Source organism: Devosia sp. Soil_C_22 (assembly GCF_057657195.1).
In genome coordinates, this window is record NZ_JBDGIY010000001.1 from 2,067,182 (window position 1) to 2,086,886 (window position 19,705).

A 19,705-nucleotide genomic window follows, 5' to 3' on the forward strand; every position below is an offset into this window, starting at 1 on the left:
TTTCGGGAAATTCGATGAAAGCGCGCGTCACCGTTACGCTCAAGGCCGGTGTGCTGGACCCTCAGGGCCAGGCCATCCAGGGTTCGCTCAAGAGCCTCGGATTCGACGGCATCGGCGCCGTGCGGCAGGGCAAGGTTTTCGACCTCGTGATCCCTGATGCCGATGTGACACAGGCCGAGGCCAATGTGCGCGCCATGTGCGAGAAGCTCTTGGCGAACACGGTCATCGAAAACTACACGATCGAAATCACGCCTTAAGATTCACCGCCTATGGTGCTGCCGCTCGCGTAACTGAGCCAGTACCAGTAAAGACCACTCCGATGCTCAAGACGTTCTCGCTGTCGATCGCCTTCTTCCTTGCGCTCGGGCTGCTTTTCGCAGCTTACGCATCGGTTCCGGTCTAAGATCCTCCCCTGCCCCATCGCTGTCGGATCGTGGTGACGCCGGGCGTCGCCGTGATGTTGCATACGCACAGGGGCGAAGTTCAGCGACAGATGTGATCGGGCGCGGCAGGCATTAACCAGCCGGGTTCAGACTGCGTTCAGGAGTTTGGGCGCATTCCGGGCATGCGCCACCGAACGGCGGCGTCGCACTGGAATGCCGGTGCTTTCTCAAGCTTCGTCCGAACCAAAATGATCAAGACCTTCTCGCTGTCCGCAATGTTCTTCCTGACCCTGGCGATCCTTGCCGCTTCCTACTCGACGCTCCCGGTCTGATCACCGGCGTGTGATTAAAGCCTTACATATTAAGCACTTGGCTTAAGGCTGACGGCAGAGTTCACACACGGACCGGCCGAACAGGGTTAAGAAAGCGGCAACCATAGCAGGATTGCCGCCATGCCCGCCCCCTCCTCCCAACGCCTCGACTGGGTCGACGCCGCCAAAGGCCTTTCCATCATCCTCGTGGTGATGATGCACTCCGCCTACGGGGTGGGTGAGGACCTCAACGGCACCGGCGTTCTCCACTACATCATCGGCTGGGCGACGCCCTTCCGCATGCCTGAGTTCTTCCTGATCTCGGGCCTGTTCCTGTCGCAGGTGATCGCGCGGCCGTGGGCGCACTATGTCGACCGGCGGGTGGTCCACTATCTCTATTTCTACGCGCTGTGGGCGGCGCTGCAGATCGTGTTCAAGGTCGGGCTAGGCACGGGCGATTTCGCCAGCGTGGGCAGCCAGATGGTGCAGGCGATCTACGAGCCGTATGGCGTCTTGTGGTTCATCTACATGCTGGCGGTCTACTCGCTGACCACCAAGCTCCTGTTCACCGCCCGGGTCCCGCATTGGCTCGGCTTCGGCGTCGCGGCGGCGCTGCAGATCGCGCAGATCGAGACCGGCATCTCGCTGATCGATCATTTCGCGGCGTATTTGGTCTACTACTATGTCGGCTATGCCTTTGCGCCGGTGGTGTTCCGGATCGTGGGGCATTTGCAGCGCAACGCGTTGCTGGGGACGGCGCTGCTGCTCGGCTTCGGGCTGCTGCTGGGCTACCTGGTGTTCGCCGGCGGGTCTGAGATGCATCCGCGCGGCATTACGCTCGGCTATGCCGGGCTGCCCTTCCTGCACTTGGCGCTGGGGCTGATCGGCTCGGTGGCGGTGTGCCTGACGGCGGCGCTGCTGGTACGGCTGCCGCGCATGGACTGGCTGCGCTGGCTGGGCGAGCACTCGATCGTCGTCTATCTCAGCTTCTCGATCCCGATGGCGGCGAGCCGCGTGCTGCTGCTCAAGACCGGGGTAACCGACGATGTCAGCCTCGTCAGCGTGATCGTGATGAGCATCGCGCTGGTTTCGCCGCTGGTGCTGTACTGGCTGATCGAACGGACGGGCTATGGCCGTTTCCTGTTCGAGCGGCCGGCCTGGGCGCATGTGCCCGGCACGCCGGGCAGCCGCGGCTTCGTGAAGCCGGCGGCGGTGCAGCCGGCCGAGTAGTCGCGAGGCGGGACGGAACGCCGCTCCCCCTTGCTTTTGCCACCAAGACTCATCAAAGGATCGGCAACTTCCATGGAGTTGCCGATGAAAGCCGCCGTCGTCGTGTTTCCGGGCCTCAACCGCGACACCGACATGATCGATGCGCTCGAAAAGATCGGCGGGCAGAAGCCCGTGGTGATCTGGCACAAGGATGCCGAGATCCCCAAGGTCGACCTGATCGTGATCCCGGGTGGTTTCTCGTATGGCGACTACCTGCGCGCCGGCGCCATCGCGGCGCGTTCGCCGCTGATGCAGACGATTCGTGAGCGGGCGGACCAGGGGGTTCGCGTGCTCGGCGTCTGCAACGGCTTCCAGATTCTCACCGAGGCGCAGCTGCTGCCGGGCGTGCTGATGCGGAACGCGTCGCTGAAATTCGTCTGCCGTGAGGTGAAGCTCTCGGTGGAGAATGCCGAGACCGAGTTCACCCGCGGCTATGCCAAGGGCCAGGTGATCCGCACCCCTGTGGCACATCACGACGGCAATTATTTCGCCGATGCCGAGACGCTGGCGGCGGTCGAAGGCAATGGGCAGGTGGCGCTGCGCTATGCCGAGGGGACCAACCCCAACGGCTCGATCAACGATATTGCCGGCGTGCTGAACGCCAAGAAGAACGTGCTCGGGCTGATGCCGCACCCGGAGAATTTGATCGAGGCCGCGCATGGCGGCAGCGATGGCCGGGCGCTGTTTGCGGGGTTGTTGGCGGCTTGAGGTTGCCCGAGGCGCACCCTCTCCGAGCTGCGCTAGTTCGCTGACGCTGGCAAGCTTCGCTTGCCTCCCCCCGGGCCGGTGTTTGTGGTCGCCCCCTCCACCAGCTTCGCTGGTCCCCCTCCCCCGCCTCGCGGGGGAGGATAAGCGTGCCCAACTCATGGGTAGCGCGATGCGTTCGGCGGGGCTAACCTCGCGGGATTGCGGCCGTTATCTCGAGTTGATCCGTTGCGTCTGGTTATCGCGCTTGCCGGCATTGTGGCCGGCCTGGTTGGACTGACCCTCGACTGGGTGTCCATCTTTCCGTCTGTCATGGTGGTGTCCGAGACCAATCCGGTGGCGCGGTCGCTTCCCGACGCGTTCATCTACTTCTGGACCTATTTCACCCACCTGACCAACCTGTGGCTGCTGCTGTCCTATGCGGCGGTGCTGACGGGATGGCGCTGGATCAGCGGGTTTGGGCGGCCGGTGATGCTGGTCTCGGCCGCGACCTTTATCACGCTGGTGATGCTCTACTATCACTTCATGCTGCACCCCTATTACACGTTCGAGGGCAACCTGCTGATCGCGACTTACCTGCTGCACTATGTGGCGCCGATCATCTACCTCGCCTGGTGGCTGCTGTTCGCGCCGCATGGCACGCTGCGCTACGGGCAGATCCCGCTGATCCTCCTGCCCGGCGTCCTCTATGTCGCGTGGGCGCTGCTGCGCGGGGCGGTGGTGAACGAGTACCCATACGACATCCTCGACGCCGGCAAGTTCGGCTACGGCACGGTGGCGATCGGGGTGGCGGTGCTGCTGCTGGCCGTGGCGATCTTCGCGCTGGTGTTCGTGACCGCCGACAGATGGCTGGCGCGGCGGGCCGCCACGGCATAGCCGCGTGCCTGGTGACTTGTTTATGACACAGGCGTTTGCATAAGGTCGCGCCGAAGCACCACGGGCGGGAGCATCCATGAGTTTCCAGTGGTCCCGGACCGACCGGTCGGCCGGCGAGGGTTTTCTGCGCATCGCGCGCGAGCAGATCGCCAAGGCGATCGATGTCGCCGAAGCCGTTGCCGATCCAACCGACAAGCGGGTGCATGAGGCGCGGCGGCGCGCCAAGAAGCTGCGTGCCTTGCTGCGGCTGGTGCGTCCCGATTTCCCCGAATATGCCGAAGAGAATGCGTTCGTGCGCGACGCGTCGCGCGGGCTTTCGGGCGCGCGCGACCAGCGCGTGGCGGTCCAGACCTATGCCGACCTGATGGAATGGGCCGGGCGACCGGTGCCGAAGGCGGCGAAGGAAGCGGGCGACACCGACACGGCGGCCGAGGCGGCGGCACTGGCGACGTTCGCGGCACAGATGCGGCACCTGCAGGCGCGCTCGACCCGGTGGTCACGCGACCGGATCGATCTCGATACGCTGGCGACCGGCCTCAAGCGTACCTATGAGCGCGGACGCTGGACCCGGCGGTTCGCCGAGCGGCACCGGACGGACGAGGCGTTCCACGAGTGGCGGAAATACGTGAAATACCACTGGAACCAGCTCGGGCTGCTCGAGGAGTGTGCCGAGGACGTGCTGCCCTCGGCACACAAGAGCGCGGGCGACCTCGCCGACGCGCTCGGCCAGCATCACGACCTGTCCGTGCTGGGGCATATCCTCGTCACGGCGCCACGCGAGATCGGTTCCGACATCGATGTCGAGGCTGCGCTCGCGGCGATCGTGCCGCGGCGGACCGAGCTAGAGGAGCGGATCGCGGTGCTGGGCCAGCAGGTCTTCGCGGAAACGCCCAAAGCCCTGAAGGCGCGGTTCGTCGCCTATCTCGAGGGCTGGTCGCGGCGCGAGGCGGCCGAGTAATGGCGATCGAGATCGAGCGGAAATTCCTCGTCCTCAACTCGGACTGGCGCAACAACATCAAGAGCAGCCATGTGCTACGCCAGGGCTATCTCACCACCGGCGGCACCGGCGTGACGGTGCGTGTGCGCACGATCGACGACGTCAAGGCCTTCATCACCATCAAGTCCGGCGGCTCGGCGCTGGCGCGGGCCGAATTCGAGTACGAGGTGCCGATCGCGGACGCGCGCCACCTGCTCAGGCTGAGCCGCGGCTCGCAGATCGAGAAGTTGCGGCACGAGCTCGATCTGCCCGGCGGTGACTGGGTGGTCGACGAGTTTCGCGGCCGCCATACCGGGCTGATCCTCGTCGAGGTGGAGCTGCAAAGCCCGACGGCGGCGCTCGACCTGCCGGCGTGGATCGGGGTCGAGGTCACGGGCGACCCACAATACTACAATTCGAGCCTCGCCATGCTGGTGGGCGGGGAAATCTAGGAGCTTACATTGGTCGCGTCGTGGAGCCGGAAAGCTCTGCGCGCTCCGCGGATTTTTCGTGTCATCGGCCCGTCGCATCCGCTATAGCGGGCGAGACCCCAGCCAGGCCGGAATCGCATGACCTTCGACAACCATATCGCCATCACGCCGCAGCTCGTTGCCGACCATGGACTGAAGCTCGACGAGTACCAGAAGATCATCCAGTTGATCGGCCGGGCGCCGACCTACACGGAGCTGGGCATCTTTTCGGCGATGTGGAACGAGCACTGCTCGTACAAGAGTAGCAAGAAATGGCTGCGCACGTTGCCGACGACCGGGCAGCTCGTGATCCAGGGCCCGGGCGAAAATGCCGGCGTCGTCGATATCGGCGACGGGCAGGCGATCGTGTTCAAGATGGAGTCGCATAACCATCCCAGCTACATCGAGCCCTACCAGGGCGCGGCGACGGGCGTGGGGGGCATCCTGCGCGACGTGTTCACCATGGGCGCGCGGCCGGTGGCGGCGATGAACGCGCTACGTTTTGGCGCGCCCGAGCATGAGAAGACCAAGCATCTGGTTTCGGGCGTGGTGGCGGGCGTGGGCGGCTATGGCAACTCGTTCGGCGTGCCGACGGTGGCCGGTGAGGTGGAGTTCGACGAGCGCTATAACGGCAATATCCTCGTCAACGCGTTCGCGGCCGGGCTGGTGAACACGGATGCGATTTTCTACTCCAAGGCCGAAGGCGTCGGCCTGCCGGTGGTTTATCTGGGCGCCAAGACCGGGCGCGACGGCGTCGGTGGCGCGACGATGGCCTCGGCCGAGTTCGGCGACGATATCGAGGAGAAGCGCCCGACCGTGCAGGTGGGCGACCCGTTCACCGAGAAGCGCCTGCTGGAAGCCTGCCTCGAGCTGATGGCGACGGGCGCGGTGATCGCCATCCAGGACATGGGCGCGGCGGGGCTGACCTGCTCGGCGGTCGAGATGGGCGCCAAGGGCGACCTCGGCATCGAGCTCAACCTCGACAATGTGCCGGTGCGCGAAGACGCGATGACGCCGTACGAGATGATGCTGTCGGAAAGCCAGGAGCGCATGCTCATGGTGCTGCATCCGGAAAAGGAAGCCGAAGCGCGCGCCGTGTTCGAGAAGTGGGAACTCGATTTCGCGACGGTCGGCCACACGACCGACGACCTGCGTTTCCGGGTAATCTGGAAGGGCGAGGAAGTCGCCAACCTGCCGATCAAGCAGCTGGGCGATGAGGCGCCGGAATATGACCGGCCATGGGTGGCCCCGGTGCCGCCGCGGGCGCTGGCCGCCGACGACATTCCGCAGATGGACGTGGCCGATGCGCTGCTGCGACTGCTGGGCTCGCCTGCCCTGTCCTCGCGGCGCTGGGTTTACGAGCAGTATGACACACTGATCCAGGGCAACTCGCTGCAGCGGCCGGGGGGCGATGCCGGCGTGATCCGCGTTGCCGGCCACCCGACCAAGGCGCTCGCCTTCACCTCGGACGTGACGCCGCGCTATTGCGAGGCCGATGCCTATGAGGGCGGCAAGCAGGCGGTGGCCGAAGCCTGGCGTAACCTGACAGCGACCGGGGCCGACCCGCTGGCGGCAACCGACAACCTCAATTTCGGCAATCCCGAGCGGCCCGAAATCATGGGCCAGCTGGTGCATGCAGTGAAGGGGATTGGCGAGGCCTGCCGGGCGCTGGGCTTCCCGATCGTGTCGGGCAACGTGTCGCTCTACAACGAGACCAATGGGCGCGGCATCCTGCCGACCCCGACCATTGGCGGCGTGGGCCTCATCCCCGACTGGGGCCGCATGGCGCGCGCCAGCTTCGCCGCGGAAGGCGAGGCGATCCTGCTGTTCGGCGCGCCGGACTGGTGGGGCACGCATCTGGGCCAGTCGATCTACCTGCGCGATCTGTTCAAGCGCAGGGACGGCACGCCCCCGCCGGTGGACCTCGAACATGAGCGCAAGGTCGGCGACCTCGTCCGCATCCTGATCCGCGACGGCGTGGCGACGGCGGCGCACGATCTCTCCGATGGCGGGCTCGCTGTCGGCCTCGCCGAAATGGCGATGGCCTCGGGCATCGGCGCGACGGTGAACCAGCTCGATGGCGGCGACCCGATCCCGCTATTCTTCGGCGAGGACCAGGGGCGCTACATCGTCACGATGACGCGCGAGAATCTCGAGAAATTCTATGCCGAGGTCTATCCCTATGCCGGCGTATTCGCGCCGTGGATCGGCAATACCGGTGGCACGGAGCTGAAGCTGGGCGAAGCGCGTCCGGTGCCGGTCGCCGAGCTGCGCAAGGCCCACGAAGGGTGGTTCCCGGAGTTCATGGCGGGCGAAGTCTTCGACTGACCCCCTCTCCCAAATCCGTGTCCAGATGTAACATTTCGCCTCGACCGTGCGTATATAGGGCGTATCCAAACATGGAGAGCGCATCATGACGACCAATACCGAGCGGGCGGTTCTTGCCGGCGGGTGTTTCTGGGGCGCGCAGGAATTGCTGCGCCATAAGGACGGGATCATCTCCACCCGCGTCGGCTACTCGGGTGACGATGGCAAGGCGAACGCCACCTATCGCGACCATGGCGACCATGCTGAGGCCGTGGAGATCATCTTCGATCCGAGCCGCATCAGCTATCGCGATATCCTCGAGTTCTTCTTCCAGATCCACGATCCTTCGACGAAGAACCGGCAGGGCAACGATATCGGCCGCGCCTATCGCTCCGCGATCTTTTACGAGAACGCCGAGCAGAAGGCGGTGGCGGAGGACACCATCAAGGATGTCGACGCCTCGGGCCTGTGGCCCGGCAAGGTGGTGACCGAGCTGCAGCCGGCCGGCCCGTTCTGGCAGGCCGAGCCCGAGCACCAGGATTATCTGCAGCGCATTCCCAACGGCTATACCTGCCACTGGGTGCGGCCGAACTGGAAGCTGCCCAAGCGCCAGGCCGCCTAAGATATCGAAGCATGGACGCCCGCCCGAAAGAGCGGGCGTCTTCGCGTTGAAGCTATGGCGGGCGCATGCCATATCTCGGGAACGTTCACACCGCCGGGAGACTCGCCATGGCCATGGCCGCGCATGAGATCGAAAAACGCATCATCGCCGCGATCCCCGATGCCCAGGTGGAGATTCGCGATCTCGCCGGTGACGGCGACCATTACGCGGCGACGGTGATCTCGGAGAGTTTCCGGGGCAAAACCCGCGTCCAGCAGCACCAGATGGTCAATGCGGCTTTCGGCGCCGACATGGGCACCGTGCTGCACTCGCTGGCCCTGCAGACCAAGGCACCGGATTGAGAACCGTTCTCTTCGACGTCGATGGCGTCCTGATCAACGGCTACACCGCCAATCCGGCGCGGCTGGTCCGGTGGGACGCGACCATGGGGAGGACATGGGCGTCGATCCCGATGAATTCAAAAAGGAATTCATCTTCGACATCTTCGTCAAGAAGGTGATCGTGGGGCAGATGTCGCTGCTGGAGGCACTGGATCGCACCCTGCCCCGGCTTGGCTATCGTGGGCCGGCCATGGCGTTTGCCGGCTACTGGCTGGCCAAGGACAGCAATATCAACGAGCCGCTGCTCGAGGTGGTGCGCAAGCTGAAAGAGCGCGGCGACATACGGCTCTACATCGCCACCAACCAGGAGCACATGCGGGCACAGTGGCTGTGGCAGCAGCTGAAGTTCGGCGAGGTGTTCGAGGACATCTTCCACTCGGCGCGCGTCGGGCACACCAAGCCACACAAGCCCTATTACGAGTGGGTCAGCAACCGGATCGGGCCGCAGGACGAGCCGCCGCTGTTCTTCGATGACAGCGAAGCGGTGATCAAGGGCGCGCGCGAGCATGGCTGGGAGGCCGTGCAGTATGACGCGCTCGAGCACGTGACCGAGCATCCGTGGATCAAGGCTCGGCTGGGCTGACGCCCGGCACGGTGGCCTGACCGAAACAGAGATTCCCGCTTTCGCGGGAATGACCCGGTGGGTTTGGTGAAGAAGAGGCCCCCAGCGACTGACGCTCCATCGTCAAATACCGATGAGCACATCTCGACAGCGCCGCATTGCGGGATTATCTAGCGAGAGACGCGCCGGTCTCCTCCCCGGCGGCATGAAAGGCATTCACATGAGCGACATCAACGCGCTGATCGACGAGCAGGTGAAGGGTAACGACGTGTTCCTGTACATGAAGGGCACGCCGGATTTCCCGATGTGCGGCTTCTCGGGCCGCGTCGTGCAGATCCTCGAGTATCTGGGCGTCGACTATAACAGCGCCAACGTGCTGGAGAGCCAGGAGCTGCGCGAGGGCATCAAGGCCTATACCAACTGGCCGACCATTCCCCAGCTCTACGTCAAGGGCGAGTTCGTCGGCGGCGCCGATATCCTCACCGAGATGTTCCAGGCCGGCGAATTGCAGACCTACCTCGGCGACAAGGGCGTGCCGGTCAAGCAGACCGCTTGAGCGAAACCGGCTCCTGCGCCTTGAAATCGGCCGCGTAGCGGAGCTCCCGCAGCGGCCGAACGCGTCTGGTGGCCTCGGCATAGAGCGGGTGGGCTTTGTAGGCGGCCAGGGCCGCCTCGTCGGCGAACTCGGCATAGACCACCACGTCGACCTCGTTGCCGTAGAGATCGACCTTGTCGTTCCGCATCACCTCGAAATGCCCGGAGTGCGGGATCTGGCCGAGCAGGCTCAGTCCCTCGACGACCGCATCGAGGTTTTCGGGCTTGGCGGTGAAAAAGACAATGTGGCGGATCACGCGACGACTCCGGTTCGTCCCCTAAATAGTCCGCGATTGCGGCGGATCAACTGCGGCATGGCGTCCGGCGATCAACGGGCGTGATCGCAGCCATAACGGAAATCCGTTTCACCGCCTCCGCGCGCGGGTGTAGATACACGGCTTCCAACGACGAGTCTTGCCATGTCTTCGCTTACTGCGCCCCGCTCGCTTGCGACGCCGCTCATCGTCCTGATCATCGCCGGCTGCGTGATCGCGGCGGTGACCAACGGCATCCGCACCAGCTTCGGCCTGCTGACGCTGCCGTTGACGGCGGATCTCGGACTGACGCGGGAGGCCTGGGGCCTCGCCATGGCGATCCAGAACCTCGCCTGGGGCATCGCGCAGCCGTTCGCGGGAGCGCTGGCGGACAAGCATGGCACGGCCAAGGTGATCATCGGCGGGCTGCTGATCTATGCGGCGGGCCTCGCGCTGATGGTGGTATCGCCGACCGGCACGCTGCTCAACCTTACGGCCGGCATCATCGTGGGCGTCGGCATTGCGACCTCGTCCTTCTCCATTGTCATGGTGGCCTTCGGGCGATCGGTGCCGCAGGAGAAGCGCTCGCTGATCTTCGGCATCGCGACCGCCGCGTCCTCGTTCGGGCAGTTCGCCTTCGCCCCGATCGGGCAGGGCTTCATCGGCGCCTTCGGCTGGCAGAGCACGCTGCTCTACGCGGCGGCGTTGCTGGTACTGGTGATTCCGTTGACCTATGCACTGCGCGGCCGTTCGGAGCGTGCCGCGGGTTCGGTGGAGATGCCGTTCGGCGTGGCGCTCAAGCGGGCCTGGAGCGTCAACTCCTATCGCCTGCTGGTGATCGGCTTCTTCGTGTGCGGCTTCCACCTCGCCTTCATCAACGTGCACATGCCGGCCTATCTGGTGCAGTGCGGGCTGTCGCCGGAAGTGGGCAGCTGGGCCATCGCGGTGATCGGGCTGTTCAACATCATCGGCTCGCTCGGCGCCGGGTATCTGGGCGGGCGGGTGTCGAAGCCGCTGCTGCTGGCCTCGATCTATTTCATCCGCGCCGTGGCGATCGCGCTGTTCGTGTTCCTGCCGGTGACGGAAGTGACGGCCTTCGTCTTTTCAGGCGTGATCGGACTATTGTGGCTGTCGACGGTGCCGCCGACGGCGGGGCTGGTGACACTGTTCTTCGGCGCCCGCTACATGGGCATGCTCTATGGCGTCGCCTTCCTCAGCCACCAGGTTGGCTCGTTCATCGGGGTATGGCTGGGCGGCTATGTGTTCGACCAGACGGGCTCGTACAGCCTCGTGTGGTATCTGGGCATTCTGCTCGGGCTGGGGTCGGCGGCGATTCATCTGCCGATCAAGGAGCGGAGCGCGCCGGCATTCCAGCCCAAGGCGGCCTGATCACAAGCGTCTGCCCACCGAAAGATTAGGACCCTAACGGGTTGCCAAAGCGCGCCGGCAAGAGCATGTTGCGGCTCTTTTCGGCCGCCTCCTCCCATTTCCGGCCACGAGAACCACATGTCCGATACTACTGCACAGACGCGGGAGCTCTCCCGCGTCGAATTCATTGCTCTTGTCGCCGCCCTGATGGCGCTCAACGCGCTGGCCATCGACGTGATGCTGCCCGCCCTGCCCTATATGGGCGAAGCGCTGGGCATCAGCCACGAGAACGAGCGCCAGCTCGTCGTCAGCGCCTATATGTTCGGCTTCGGCATCGCCCAGCTGGCCTTCGGGCCGCTGACCGACCGGTTCGGGCGGCGCGCACCGCTGCTGGTCGGCATCGGCATCTACCTTGCCTGTGCCTTCGCAGCGACGTTTGCGCCCAATTTCACCGTGCTGCTTGCGCTCCGCTTCGTGCAGGGGCTGGGGGCCGCGGGAACGCGGGTGATCGCTACCGCCGTGGTGCGCGACAAGTATTCGGGCCGCGAGATGGCCGAGGTGATGTCGCTGACCTTCATGGTGTTCATGGCGATCCCGATCCTCGCGCCGGGCATCGGCCAGATCATCCTGCTCGCCGGGCCGTGGCAGTATATCTTCCTGTTCATGACCGCACTCGCTGGCCTGTTCGGCATCTGGGCTTTCATCCGTCTGCCCGAGACACTGCACCCGGAGTACCGTCGGCCGCTGAGCCTGCGCAGCGTGATCGACGGCTTCCGCATTGTGGTGACCAACCGGCAGGCGCTGTTCTATGGCCTCGCCGGCACGTTCCTGTTCGGGGCGATGTTCGGCTTCATCTCGGCCAGCCAGCAGATCTTCGTCGAACTCTACGGGCTGGGGCCGTATTTCCCGGTGGCTTTCGCTGTGATGGCCGGCGCCATCGCGGTGGCCCAGTTCGTCAACTCGCGGGTGGTCAGGACCTATGGCATGCGCCGGATCAGCCATACGGCCATCCTCATCTACCTCGCCGGCGCGGTCATCTGGCTTGGCCTCGCGCTGATGGGGCCGATCCCGTTCCCGGTTTTCTTCGGGCTGTTCGTCGTCATCCAGTGGATGTTCGGCTGGGCCGCCTCGAACATGAACTCGCTGTCGATGGAGCCGCTGGGTGCGGTGGCCGGCACGGCGGCCTCGGTGTTCGGCTTCACCCAGACGGTCGGCGGGGCGCTGATCGGCACCTATATCGGCCAGCATTACGACGGCACGCTCGTGCCCAATGCGACCGGCTATGCGGTGATGGGCGCGCTGGTGCTGTCCTGCATCCTCATCGCGGAGCGGGGCCGGCTGTTCGGGGTGAGCCCGCAATATGCGCAACCGGCGCAGGATGCGGGGCACTAGGCACACACGCTTCGTGCCGTAGTCTCCACAAGCTCGATGTCATCCCCGCGAAAGCGGGGATCTTCGTTTCTGGCCAAGGAAACAGAGGTTCCCGCTTTCGCGGGAATGACCCGGTGGTTGGGCTACCCCTTCTTCCTCCCCACCAAGATCGTCCAGCCGAGCATGGGACGGATGGTGCGCTGGTAATACATCCAGTCCTCCCGGCTCTTGTCGAGAACCTGGGCGTGGTCGGGATGGTCGGGATTTTCGCGGGCCCAGGTGAGCGTTGCGTGGCGATGATGGCTGGCGTAGCGCTCGAAATCGGCTTCCGAGGCGCTGATGGTGGCCAAGACCTCGGCGCCGTGGCGCTCGACGATGCCGATCATGCCGAGCGTATCGGGCGGCAGCACCAGGCCCTTGGGCACGGCGGGCGGATGCTTCAGCACCAGATCGCCGATCACCAGCCGTCCGCCGGGTTTGGCAGCGGCGGCCATCCACTCGATGGCCTGCGGCACCTCGCCGATAACGAAGGAGGCGCCGAGGCAGATGACCACGTCGTAGCTCGCCGGCTCGACGCGAAAGCCCTTGACGGCCGTGTTGTGGAACGTCAGCCGGCCACGGGCTGGCGCCTTGCGCCGCGCCACCTCGAGAAAGCGGGCATTGATGTCGATGCCGACACCCTCGATGGCGTGGCGCTCGGCCCATTGCCGCATCAGCCAGGCCTTGCCGCAGCCGATGTCGAGCACACTGAGGCCATCGCCGATATCGCAATAGTCGTCGAGCAGCCGGAGCTTGCGGTCGGTCACCGGGTTCTGGATCTCGATATCGCGCTCGGCGATCGCCCAGTAGTTCAGATGGTCCAACCGCGCCTCCCCTCGACGATCAGGAGGCTACTATAACGTGAAGACCTCCCGCCGGAGCAACTGCCAAGTGTCCGGATCGGTTGCGATAATCAGCCCGCCGCTGAGATGCTCGGGGCGATAAGGCGAGCCGTCGAAACGGCGGACATAGCCGCCGGCCTCCTCGGAGATCAGCGAGCCGGCCAAGTGGTCCCACGGCATCAGCTTGTTGAAGGCGACGAAATGCGAGTGGCCCGAGGCGAAGGTGCGGTAGTCGTGGCCGGCGACGCGATAGTTGGCCGCGACCCGCACCTTGGCGAGGTTGGAAAGCACGCGGGCCTTGCTGTCGCCCGGCAGGTAGGTGATCGAGACGTGTCCGACCATCTGCTCGAGCGCTGGTGCGGTCGCCACCTGCAGCTGCCACTGCGTGCCGTCGGGGCGGCGCTGCCAGGCGCCGGCGCCCTTTTCGGCCAGCACCCAGTCGTCGCCCATCGGATCGTAGATGATGCCGGCGACGGTCTCGCCGTTGACCACTACGCTCGCCATGGTGGCGAACAGCGGCAGACCAGCGGCGAAGTTGGCGGTGCCATCGACCGGATCGACGATGATGGCGAAATCGGTGTCCTTGAGCTTTTCGAGCAGAGCCGGATCGGCCGCCACCGACTCCTCGCCGATGAACAGGGCATCGGGCCATTCGGCGGCGACGGCTGCCTTGATGTGGCGCTCGGCCTCCTCGTCGGCTTCGGTGACGAGGTCGATAGCCTCGGATTTCTGGCGCACCATGCCGCTATCGAGATGGCGGAAACGCGGGTTGATCTCGGCCTGCGCAGCCTCGCGCAGGATGGTGGCGAGGCGGGCGATATCGATGCTGGTCATGATGGTCCGCTAAGAAGGGGGTCGGCCGACTATAGCCGCCGGCGTGAGGGGAACTCACTGCGCCGTTAGTCGCGCGCCTTGCCGAGGCTCAGGAAGTCGAACAGTTTTGGGTCCAGCAGGTGGCTGGCGTTGACGTTGCCGAGGGCGCGGATCATCACGTCCTTGCGGCCGGGCATGCGCTTTTCGATGTCGTTGAGCATCGCCTTCATGGCGTTGCGCTCGAGCCCGTCCTGGCTGCCGCACAGGTCGCAGGGGATGATCGGGAAGGCCATGTGCTCGGCGAACTTTTCGAGATCCGGCTCGGCGCAGTAGATCAGCGGGCGCAGCACTTCGACGTCGCCATCGTCGTTCATCAGCCGCGGTGGCATGGCGGCGAGCTTGCCGCCGTGGAACAGGTTCATGAAGAAGGTTTCGAGGCTATCCTCGCGGTGGTGGCCGAGCACCAGCGCGGTGCAGCCTTCCTCGCGCGCAATACGATACAGATGGCCGCGGCGCAGGCGCGAGCAGAGCGAGCAATAGGTCGCGCCCGCCGGCAGCTTGTCGGTGACGATCGAGTAGGTGTCCTGGTACTCGATGCGGTGCGTGATGCCGTTGGCGGTGAGCCATTCGGGCAGGATGTGCTTGGGGAAGTTCGGCTGGCCCTGGTCGAGATTGCAGGCGATGAGCTCGACCGGCAGCAGGCCGCGCCATTTGAGATCGAGCAGCAGCGCCAGCATGCCATAGCTGTCCTTGCCGCCGGAGATGGCCACCAGCCAGCGCTCCCCTGCCCGCACCATGCCGAACTTGTCGATCGCCTCGCGCATGTTGCGGATGAGGCGCTTGCGCAGCTTGTTGAACTCGACCGACCGCGGGGCATTGGCGAAAAGCGGATGGGCGCCGGAAAGATCTTCGGCATCTTCGAACTGGGCGGGCGGGGCGATCTGGTTCATGGGCAGCCTGATACCAGAGCGCGCGGCTTACCGAAAGCTGGCGGGTCCATTACATGATGGCAAGGTGCGCTTCCGTCTGTTGCCCGGCCCCAATTTCGTCAGTTAGATGACAGACGAGTTTCCGGAACCCCAAGGAGTCGCGCGTGTTCCGCTCGTTTTTCCCCGCACCCAGGTTGTTCTTCGCGTCGGCTTTCGGGCTGCTGCTTATCGGCATCCTGCTTTTTTATGCCGGCGGCGACCCATTGCGGAGCGCAATCAGCGTTGACCGCTTCCTCGCCCCCCAGATCTGTGCACCCGGCCAGGCGCCCGCCGGATCGACCGACACGCCAGCCGCTCCCGCGGCCGGCGAAGAGCTCACCAATCCCAACGCCCCTGCTCCCACCGATCCTGCGGCAGCGGCGGCGCCAACGGCAGCGACGCCCGCCAACTGCGTCGTCTCCGATCCAAACTTCCTCAACGGCGGGAAGATCTGGGAGTACCAGTATATCCTGATGCTATCGGTGCTGTTCTGCGTGTTCTGGTATTTCTACCGGCGCAGCGAGTGGTATTGGTGGAGCGTGGTGGGCAGCACCGTGCTGATCCTCGCCGTCTACGCCCAGGTGCAGATCAGCGCATGGGTCAACGACTGGCAGGGTCGGTTCTTCGACCTTCTGCAGCAGGCACTGAGCCAACCGGGCTCGGTGCCACCCGAGCAATACTGGCCCTACGTCGTCACGCTGTTCGCCGTGCTGATGCCGAATATCATCTTCCTGATCCTGCTCAACTTCTTCACCTCGCACTATGTGTTCCGCTGGCGCAAGGCGATGACGTCCTACTACATGGCCTACTGGCCGGAGATCCACACCACCGAAGGTGCGGCGCAGCGCGTGCAGGAAGACACGATGCGGTTCGCCTCGATCATGGAGGATCTCGGCACTGCCTTCGTCAGCTCGCTGATGACGCTGGTCGTGTTCCTGCCCATCCTGTGGGACCTGTCGGTCAACATCACCGAACTGCCGATCTTCGGCAACCTGCCGGGCAATCTGGTCTGGGTGGCCCTCGCCTCGGCCGCGCTGGGCACGGCGCTCCTCTGGGGCGTCGGCATCAAGCTGCCGGGACTCAATTTCCAGAACCAGAAGGTCGAGGCAGCGCTCCGCAAGGAGCTCGTCTATGGCGAGGACCATGACGACCGCCCGACGCCGGCCACGTTCCGGGAGCTCTTCTCCAACGTCCAGAAGAACTACTTCCGGCTCTATTTCCACTACACCTACTTCAACCTGGCCCGCTACGCCTACCTCAACGTCGCCGGCTACATCCCTCTGCTCGCGCTGTCCCCGTCCATTCTTGCCGGCACCCTCACGCTGGGCATCTACCAGCAGGTGCAGAATGCCTTCGGCGAGGTCGCATCCTCGTTCCAGTTCTTCGCCCGAGCCTGGACGACGATCGTCGAGCTGATGTCGATCTACGCCCGCCTGCACCGCTTCGAGAGCTTCATTCCGCTCGAACAGCAGCCGATCAAGGAATCGCTGTCTGACGCCACTCCCGCCTAAAGGACGAGGGCTGCCGCAGGCAGCTCCCGCTCCAGCCCAAACAAAAGGGCCGCCCAATCGGGCGGCCCTTTCCAATTCCGTCGGATGTCCCGCGCGATTAGCGCGAGTAGAATTCGACGACGAGGTTCGGTTCCATCTGGACCGGGTACGGCACGTCGGCGAGGGCCGGGACGCGCACGTAGGTCGCGGCCTGCCGGCCGTGATCGACCTCGAGATAGTCGGGGATATCACGCTCGGCGAGCTGGTTGGCCTCGAGGACGATGCCCAGCTGACGCGAACGCTCCTTGATCTCGATCTTGTCGCCGACCTTCACCTGATAGGAGGGAATGTTGACGCGCTTGCCGTTGACCAGGATATGGCCGTGGCTGACGAACTGGCGGGCGGCGAATGGGGTCGCCACGAACTTGGCGCGGTAGACCACCGAGGCCAGGCGGCTCTCGAGCAGCCCGATCAGGCGCTCACCGGTATCGCCCTTCACGCGGGCGGCCTCGATGTAGAGCTTCTTGAAGGCCTTCTCGGTCATCGTGCCGTAGTAGCCCTTGAGCTTCTGCTTGGCGCGCAGCTGCAGGCCGTAGTCGGAGGTCTTGCCCTTGCGGCGCTGGCCGTGCTGGCCGGGGCCATAGGCACGGTTGTTCAGCGGCGAGGACGGACGGCCCCACAGGTTTTCGCCAAGACGGCGATCGATCTTGTGCTTGGACTGAATGCGCTTCGACATCGTAATCCTTTCAGAACGTCGAAAGTGATTGCGCCCTCCTCTGCCCTGCCTTGCGGTCAGGGCCGACAGATTCCTCAGGTTCAGGGAATCCCGGGTGCGCTCGTCGGACCGGCTGCGTCCGTCAAGTGGGCGCGTGATAGTTGGATGACACGGCGGTGTCAAGCGCCGCGGGCTTCTGGACCGGCCGGATGCCCTATCCCTCAACCATCTTCTTGTTCAGCGTGCGCTGGTTCCTGAGGCTCGGGAACATCGCCGCCCAGGTGCCGGCAACGATGATCGAACCGATGCCGCCCAGCACCACGGCCGGGACCGGGCCGATGAGGTGGGCTACCGTGCCGGCACGGAACTCGCCGAGTTCGTTGGACGCCCCGATGAATACCGAGTTCACGGCGTTGACGCGGCCGCGCACCTCTTCCGGGGTCCACAGCTGCATGATGGTTTCGCGGATCGTGACGCTGACCATGTCGGAGGCGCCGACCAGCGCCAGGGCGATTACCGACAGCCAGATCGAGGTCGACAGGCCGAAGATGATGGTGAAGCAGCCGAACAGGCCGACGAACAGGAAGAGCAGCTTGCCGGCATGGTCGCGGATGGGGAAGCGCGACAGGATCACCGCCATGACGATGGCGCCGACACCGGGGGCAGCGCGCAGGTAGCCGAGCTCGGCCGGGCCGGCATGGAGGATATCGCGGGCGTAGATCGGCAGCAGCGCGACGGCGCCGCCCATCAGCACAGCAAACAGGTCGAGCGAGATCGCGCCAAGCACGACCTTGTTGGAGAAGATGTAGCGGAAGCCGGCGAGCAGCGTGCCGAGGCTGGTCGCCTGATGCGACTCGCGCTTGGGGGGCCTTGAAATCATCAGCACCGAGCCGATGCCGAGCACCAGCAGCACCGCAGCGGTGCCGAAGGCGACCGACGGATGTACGCCATAGAGCAGCCCGCCGACGGCCGGACCGGCAATGGCGGCGAACTGCCAGGCGGACATGTTGACCGTGATGGCGTTGGCCAGAGCCTCGGAAGGCACAAGGTTGGGCGCCAGCGACTGCGCCGCCGGGTTCCAGAAGGCGCGGGCCGTACCAAGCACCACGAGGATGGCGAAGATCGGCCAGACTTCATGCGCCTGCGCGTTGACGAAGGCGAGAAAGCCCAGCGCGCAGAGCAGCTCGACGCCGAGGCAGATCGCCATGATCAGGCGGCGGTTGAAGCGGTCGGCGGTGAGTCCGGTGACGAGGATGAGCACCAGCGCCGGCAGGAACAGCGACAGCCCGACGAGACCGAGCAGGAACGGCTCGCGCGTCACATCGTAGATCTGCCAGGCGATCGACACCGACATGATCTGCACCGCGAAGCTGACCAGCAGCGTCGTAGCCCAGAAGAAGCGGAAATTGCGGTAGCTAAAGGCGAGCTTGTTCGGCTCGGCGGCGGAGGTCGTGTCCATGGTGAGGCGCCATGTCGCACGCCGCACGACGGGCGTCAAAGGGTCACGCCTGCCCCTTTCGCTCTATTCTTCGCCGGTCTCGCTCTTGCGGGCCAGGCGGCCATGGCGGAGGTGTACGCGATCGAGCGAGGAGATGACGCCACGCAGGGTGCGGATCTCCTGGCCTGAAAGCTGGGCCCGGGCGAAGGCGGCGCGCAGGTTGTTGACCATGGCCGGGCGCTTGTCGTCGGTCTTGAAGAAGCCGGTGCGGTCGAGCGTGGTTTCGAGATGCTCGAACAGGCCGAGCAGTTCGCCGCGCGGCGCAATCGGGTCGAGCCCGCCCTCGAAGGGCAGCACCTCGCCCTTGTCGTACTGGCGGCGCCACTCATAGGACATCAGCAGCACGGCCTGGGCGATGTTGAGCGAAGCAAAGGCGGCCTCGACCGGATAGGTGATGATGGCGTCGGCGAGCGCCACTTCCTCGTTATAGAGGCCCCAGCGTTCACGTCCGAACAGGATGCCGGCCTTGTGCCCGCCGGCAATGTGGGAGATGGCGCGCTGGGCGCCCTCCTCCGGCCCGTAGACCGGCTTTTGCATGTCGCGGCGGCGGGCTGTGGTGGCAAACACCATCGAGAGGTCGGCAATCGCCTCCTCGGTCGTGGCGAACACGCGGACCTTGTCGATCACGTGGTCGGCGCGCGAGGCGGCGGCGATGGCGCGCTCGTTGGGCCAGCCGTCGCGCGGGTTGACGAGTCGCAGGTCCCACAGGCCGAAATTGGCCATGGCCCGCGCCGTGGTGCCGACATTCTCGCCCAATTGCGGCTCGCACAGGATGATCGCCGGGCTCGGCCGGTAGACGAATTCCTGCGACTTGTCGGTTCCGGCCATGCTGCCAATCAACTCCGTTGGCGGCGGCATAGGGCGGAACGGGCGTCGAGATCAAGTATCGGCC

The 19,705-nt window shown here is 65.0% G+C and carries 21 protein-coding genes; 14 read left to right on the forward strand and 7 right to left on the reverse strand.

The genetic code is table 11. The features are described from left to right. The first annotated feature begins 14 nt into the window (after nucleotides 1-14). From purS to grxD, 11 genes are all read left to right on the forward strand, one after another. On the forward strand, nucleotides 15-257 hold the full coding sequence (purS, locus tag AC3A6I_RS09960) for a phosphoribosylformylglycinamidine synthase subunit PurS (RefSeq protein WP_487543523.1): 243 nt from the start codon (nucleotides 15-17) through the stop codon (nucleotides 255-257). Nucleotides 258-835: 578 nt separating this feature from the next. Next, a complete protein-coding gene (locus AC3A6I_RS09965; RefSeq protein ID WP_487543524.1) occupies nucleotides 836-1,924 on the forward strand; it encodes an acyltransferase family protein in 1,089 nt (362 codons plus the stop codon). 84 nt (nucleotides 1,925-2,008) lie between these two features. Beyond that, the gene (gene purQ / locus AC3A6I_RS09970) at nucleotides 2,009-2,671 is read left to right on the forward strand and encodes a phosphoribosylformylglycinamidine synthase subunit PurQ (RefSeq protein ID WP_487543525.1); all 663 of its coding nucleotides are present in this window, start codon (nucleotides 2,009-2,011) and stop codon (nucleotides 2,669-2,671) included. A 225-nt stretch (nucleotides 2,672-2,896) separates the two neighbouring features. Beyond that, nucleotides 2,897-3,544: a Pr6Pr family membrane protein gene (locus AC3A6I_RS09975; RefSeq protein ID WP_487543526.1), complete on the forward strand. Its 648-nt coding sequence runs from the start codon at nucleotides 2,897-2,899 to the stop codon at nucleotides 3,542-3,544. Nucleotides 3,545-3,620: 76 nt separating this feature from the next. Further along, entirely contained in the window at nucleotides 3,621-4,502 is an 882-nt protein-coding gene (locus tag AC3A6I_RS09980) for a CHAD domain-containing protein (protein ID WP_487543527.1), read from the forward strand. Further along, nucleotides 4,502-4,972, forward strand: a complete 471-nt coding sequence (locus AC3A6I_RS09985) for a CYTH domain-containing protein (RefSeq protein ID WP_487543528.1) — start codon at nucleotides 4,502-4,504, stop codon at nucleotides 4,970-4,972. The genes AC3A6I_RS09980 and AC3A6I_RS09985 overlap by 1 nt, the downstream gene beginning before the upstream one ends. 117 nt (nucleotides 4,973-5,089) lie before the next feature. Further along, nucleotides 5,090-7,318 (forward strand): phosphoribosylformylglycinamidine synthase subunit PurL, encoded by a 2,229-nt coding sequence (gene purL / locus AC3A6I_RS09990; RefSeq protein ID WP_487543529.1) that lies wholly within the window; start codon nucleotides 5,090-5,092, stop codon nucleotides 7,316-7,318. An 85-nt stretch (nucleotides 7,319-7,403) separates the two neighbouring features. Then, nucleotides 7,404-7,919, forward strand: coding sequence for a peptide-methionine (S)-S-oxide reductase MsrA (msrA, locus tag AC3A6I_RS09995; RefSeq protein ID WP_487543530.1), 516 nt, complete (start codon nucleotides 7,404-7,406; stop codon nucleotides 7,917-7,919). Nucleotides 7,920-8,026: 107 nt separating this feature from the next. After that, a complete protein-coding gene (locus tag AC3A6I_RS10000) occupies nucleotides 8,027-8,260 on the forward strand; it encodes a BolA/IbaG family iron-sulfur metabolism protein (protein WP_487543531.1) in 234 nt (77 codons plus the stop codon). Nucleotides 8,261-8,354: 94 nt separating this feature from the next. Beyond that, nucleotides 8,355-8,882 carry an HAD family hydrolase gene (locus AC3A6I_RS10005; protein ID WP_487543532.1) on the forward strand — a complete coding sequence of 176 codons (528 nt, stop codon included), beginning with the start codon at nucleotides 8,355-8,357 and terminating at the stop codon, nucleotides 8,880-8,882. A 199-nt stretch (nucleotides 8,883-9,081) separates the two neighbouring features. Next, complete coding sequence (gene grxD, locus AC3A6I_RS10010) at nucleotides 9,082-9,417, forward strand: Grx4 family monothiol glutaredoxin (protein WP_487543533.1); 336 nt, start codon at nucleotides 9,082-9,084, stop codon at nucleotides 9,415-9,417. Here grxD and AC3A6I_RS10015 read toward each other — a convergent pair. After that, nucleotides 9,401-9,712 (reverse strand): Dabb family protein, encoded by a 312-nt coding sequence (locus AC3A6I_RS10015; protein ID WP_487543534.1) that lies wholly within the window; start codon nucleotides 9,710-9,712, stop codon nucleotides 9,401-9,403. The genes grxD and AC3A6I_RS10015 overlap by 17 nt on opposite strands. Before the next feature lie 162 nt (nucleotides 9,713-9,874). Here AC3A6I_RS10015 and AC3A6I_RS10020 point away from each other — a divergent pair, with 162 nt between their 5' ends. Then, a complete protein-coding gene (locus AC3A6I_RS10020; RefSeq protein WP_487543535.1) occupies nucleotides 9,875-11,098 on the forward strand; it encodes an MFS transporter in 1,224 nt (407 codons plus the stop codon). Between the two features lie 117 nt (nucleotides 11,099-11,215). Next, the gene (locus tag AC3A6I_RS10025; RefSeq protein WP_487543536.1) at nucleotides 11,216-12,469 is read left to right on the forward strand and encodes a multidrug effflux MFS transporter; all 1,254 of its coding nucleotides are present in this window, start codon (nucleotides 11,216-11,218) and stop codon (nucleotides 12,467-12,469) included. 122 nt (nucleotides 12,470-12,591) lie between these two features. Here AC3A6I_RS10025 and AC3A6I_RS10030 read toward each other — a convergent pair whose 3' ends face one another. From AC3A6I_RS10030 to ttcA, 3 genes are all read right to left on the reverse strand, one after another. After that, a complete protein-coding gene (locus tag AC3A6I_RS10030) occupies nucleotides 12,592-13,311 on the reverse strand; it encodes an SAM-dependent methyltransferase (RefSeq protein ID WP_487543537.1) in 720 nt (239 codons plus the stop codon). A gap of 30 nt (nucleotides 13,312-13,341) precedes the next feature. Continuing rightward, on the reverse strand, nucleotides 13,342-14,163 hold the full coding sequence (locus AC3A6I_RS10035) for an inositol monophosphatase family protein (protein ID WP_487543538.1): 822 nt from the start codon (nucleotides 14,161-14,163) through the stop codon (nucleotides 13,342-13,344). 65 nt (nucleotides 14,164-14,228) lie between these two features. Beyond that, entirely contained in the window at nucleotides 14,229-15,092 is an 864-nt protein-coding gene (ttcA, locus tag AC3A6I_RS10040; RefSeq protein WP_487543539.1) for a tRNA 2-thiocytidine(32) synthetase TtcA, read from the reverse strand. A gap of 143 nt (nucleotides 15,093-15,235) precedes the next feature. Here ttcA and AC3A6I_RS10045 point away from each other — a divergent pair, with 143 nt between their 5' ends. Continuing rightward, the gene (locus AC3A6I_RS10045; protein ID WP_487543540.1) at nucleotides 15,236-16,621 is read left to right on the forward strand and encodes an SbmA/BacA-like family transporter; all 1,386 of its coding nucleotides are present in this window, start codon (nucleotides 15,236-15,238) and stop codon (nucleotides 16,619-16,621) included. A 97-nt stretch (nucleotides 16,622-16,718) separates the two neighbouring features. Here the strand turns inward: AC3A6I_RS10045 and rpsD are convergent, their stop codons facing one another. From rpsD to AC3A6I_RS10060, 3 genes are all read right to left on the reverse strand, one after another. Further along, complete coding sequence (gene rpsD / locus AC3A6I_RS10050) at nucleotides 16,719-17,336, reverse strand: 30S ribosomal protein S4 (protein WP_487543541.1); 618 nt, start codon at nucleotides 17,334-17,336, stop codon at nucleotides 16,719-16,721. Nucleotides 17,337-17,529: 193 nt separating this feature from the next. Next, nucleotides 17,530-18,774 carry an MFS transporter gene (locus AC3A6I_RS10055; protein ID WP_487543542.1) on the reverse strand — a complete coding sequence of 415 codons (1,245 nt, stop codon included), beginning with the start codon at nucleotides 18,772-18,774 and terminating at the stop codon, nucleotides 17,530-17,532. 63 nt (nucleotides 18,775-18,837) lie between these two features. Further along, complete coding sequence (locus AC3A6I_RS10060; protein WP_487543543.1) at nucleotides 18,838-19,641, reverse strand: RNA methyltransferase; 804 nt, start codon at nucleotides 19,639-19,641, stop codon at nucleotides 18,838-18,840. Nucleotides 19,642-19,705 lie beyond the last annotated feature (64 nt).

Excerpts from the sequence above, each read along its gene's own strand:
- AC3A6I_RS09965 (WP_487543524.1), top strand. The coding sequence starts at position 836 with ATGCCCGCCCCCTCCTCCCAACGCCTCGACTGGGTCGACGCCGCCAAA.
- AC3A6I_RS10060 (WP_487543543.1), bottom strand. The coding sequence starts at position 19,641 with ATGGCCGGAACCGACAAGTCGCAGGAATTCGTCTACCGGCCGAGCCCG.
- AC3A6I_RS09985 (WP_487543528.1), top strand. The coding sequence starts at position 4,502 with ATGGCGATCGAGATCGAGCGGAAATTCCTCGTCCTCAACTCGGACTGG.
- AC3A6I_RS09980 (WP_487543527.1), top strand. The coding sequence starts at position 3,621 with ATGAGTTTCCAGTGGTCCCGGACCGACCGGTCGGCCGGCGAGGGTTTT.
- purL (WP_487543529.1), top strand. The coding sequence starts at position 5,090 with ATGACCTTCGACAACCATATCGCCATCACGCCGCAGCTCGTTGCCGAC.
- rpsD (WP_487543541.1), bottom strand. The coding sequence starts at position 17,336 with ATGTCGAAGCGCATTCAGTCCAAGCACAAGATCGATCGCCGTCTTGGC.
- grxD (WP_487543533.1), top strand. The coding sequence starts at position 9,082 with ATGAGCGACATCAACGCGCTGATCGACGAGCAGGTGAAGGGTAACGAC.
- AC3A6I_RS10020 (WP_487543535.1), top strand. The coding sequence starts at position 9,875 with ATGTCTTCGCTTACTGCGCCCCGCTCGCTTGCGACGCCGCTCATCGTC.
- AC3A6I_RS10000 (WP_487543531.1), top strand. The coding sequence starts at position 8,027 with ATGGCCATGGCCGCGCATGAGATCGAAAAACGCATCATCGCCGCGATC.
- AC3A6I_RS10025 (WP_487543536.1), top strand. The coding sequence starts at position 11,216 with ATGTCCGATACTACTGCACAGACGCGGGAGCTCTCCCGCGTCGAATTC.
- AC3A6I_RS10035 (WP_487543538.1), bottom strand. The coding sequence starts at position 14,163 with ATGACCAGCATCGATATCGCCCGCCTCGCCACCATCCTGCGCGAGGCT.
- ttcA (WP_487543539.1), bottom strand. The coding sequence starts at position 15,092 with ATGAACCAGATCGCCCCGCCCGCCCAGTTCGAAGATGCCGAAGATCTT.
- AC3A6I_RS10055 (WP_487543542.1), bottom strand. The coding sequence starts at position 18,774 with ATGGACACGACCTCCGCCGCCGAGCCGAACAAGCTCGCCTTTAGCTAC.
- msrA (WP_487543530.1), top strand. The coding sequence starts at position 7,404 with ATGACGACCAATACCGAGCGGGCGGTTCTTGCCGGCGGGTGTTTCTGG.
- purQ (WP_487543525.1), top strand. The coding sequence starts at position 2,009 with ATGAAAGCCGCCGTCGTCGTGTTTCCGGGCCTCAACCGCGACACCGAC.
- purS (WP_487543523.1), top strand. The coding sequence starts at position 15 with ATGAAAGCGCGCGTCACCGTTACGCTCAAGGCCGGTGTGCTGGACCCT.
- AC3A6I_RS10005 (WP_487543532.1), top strand. The coding sequence starts at position 8,355 with ATGGGCGTCGATCCCGATGAATTCAAAAAGGAATTCATCTTCGACATC.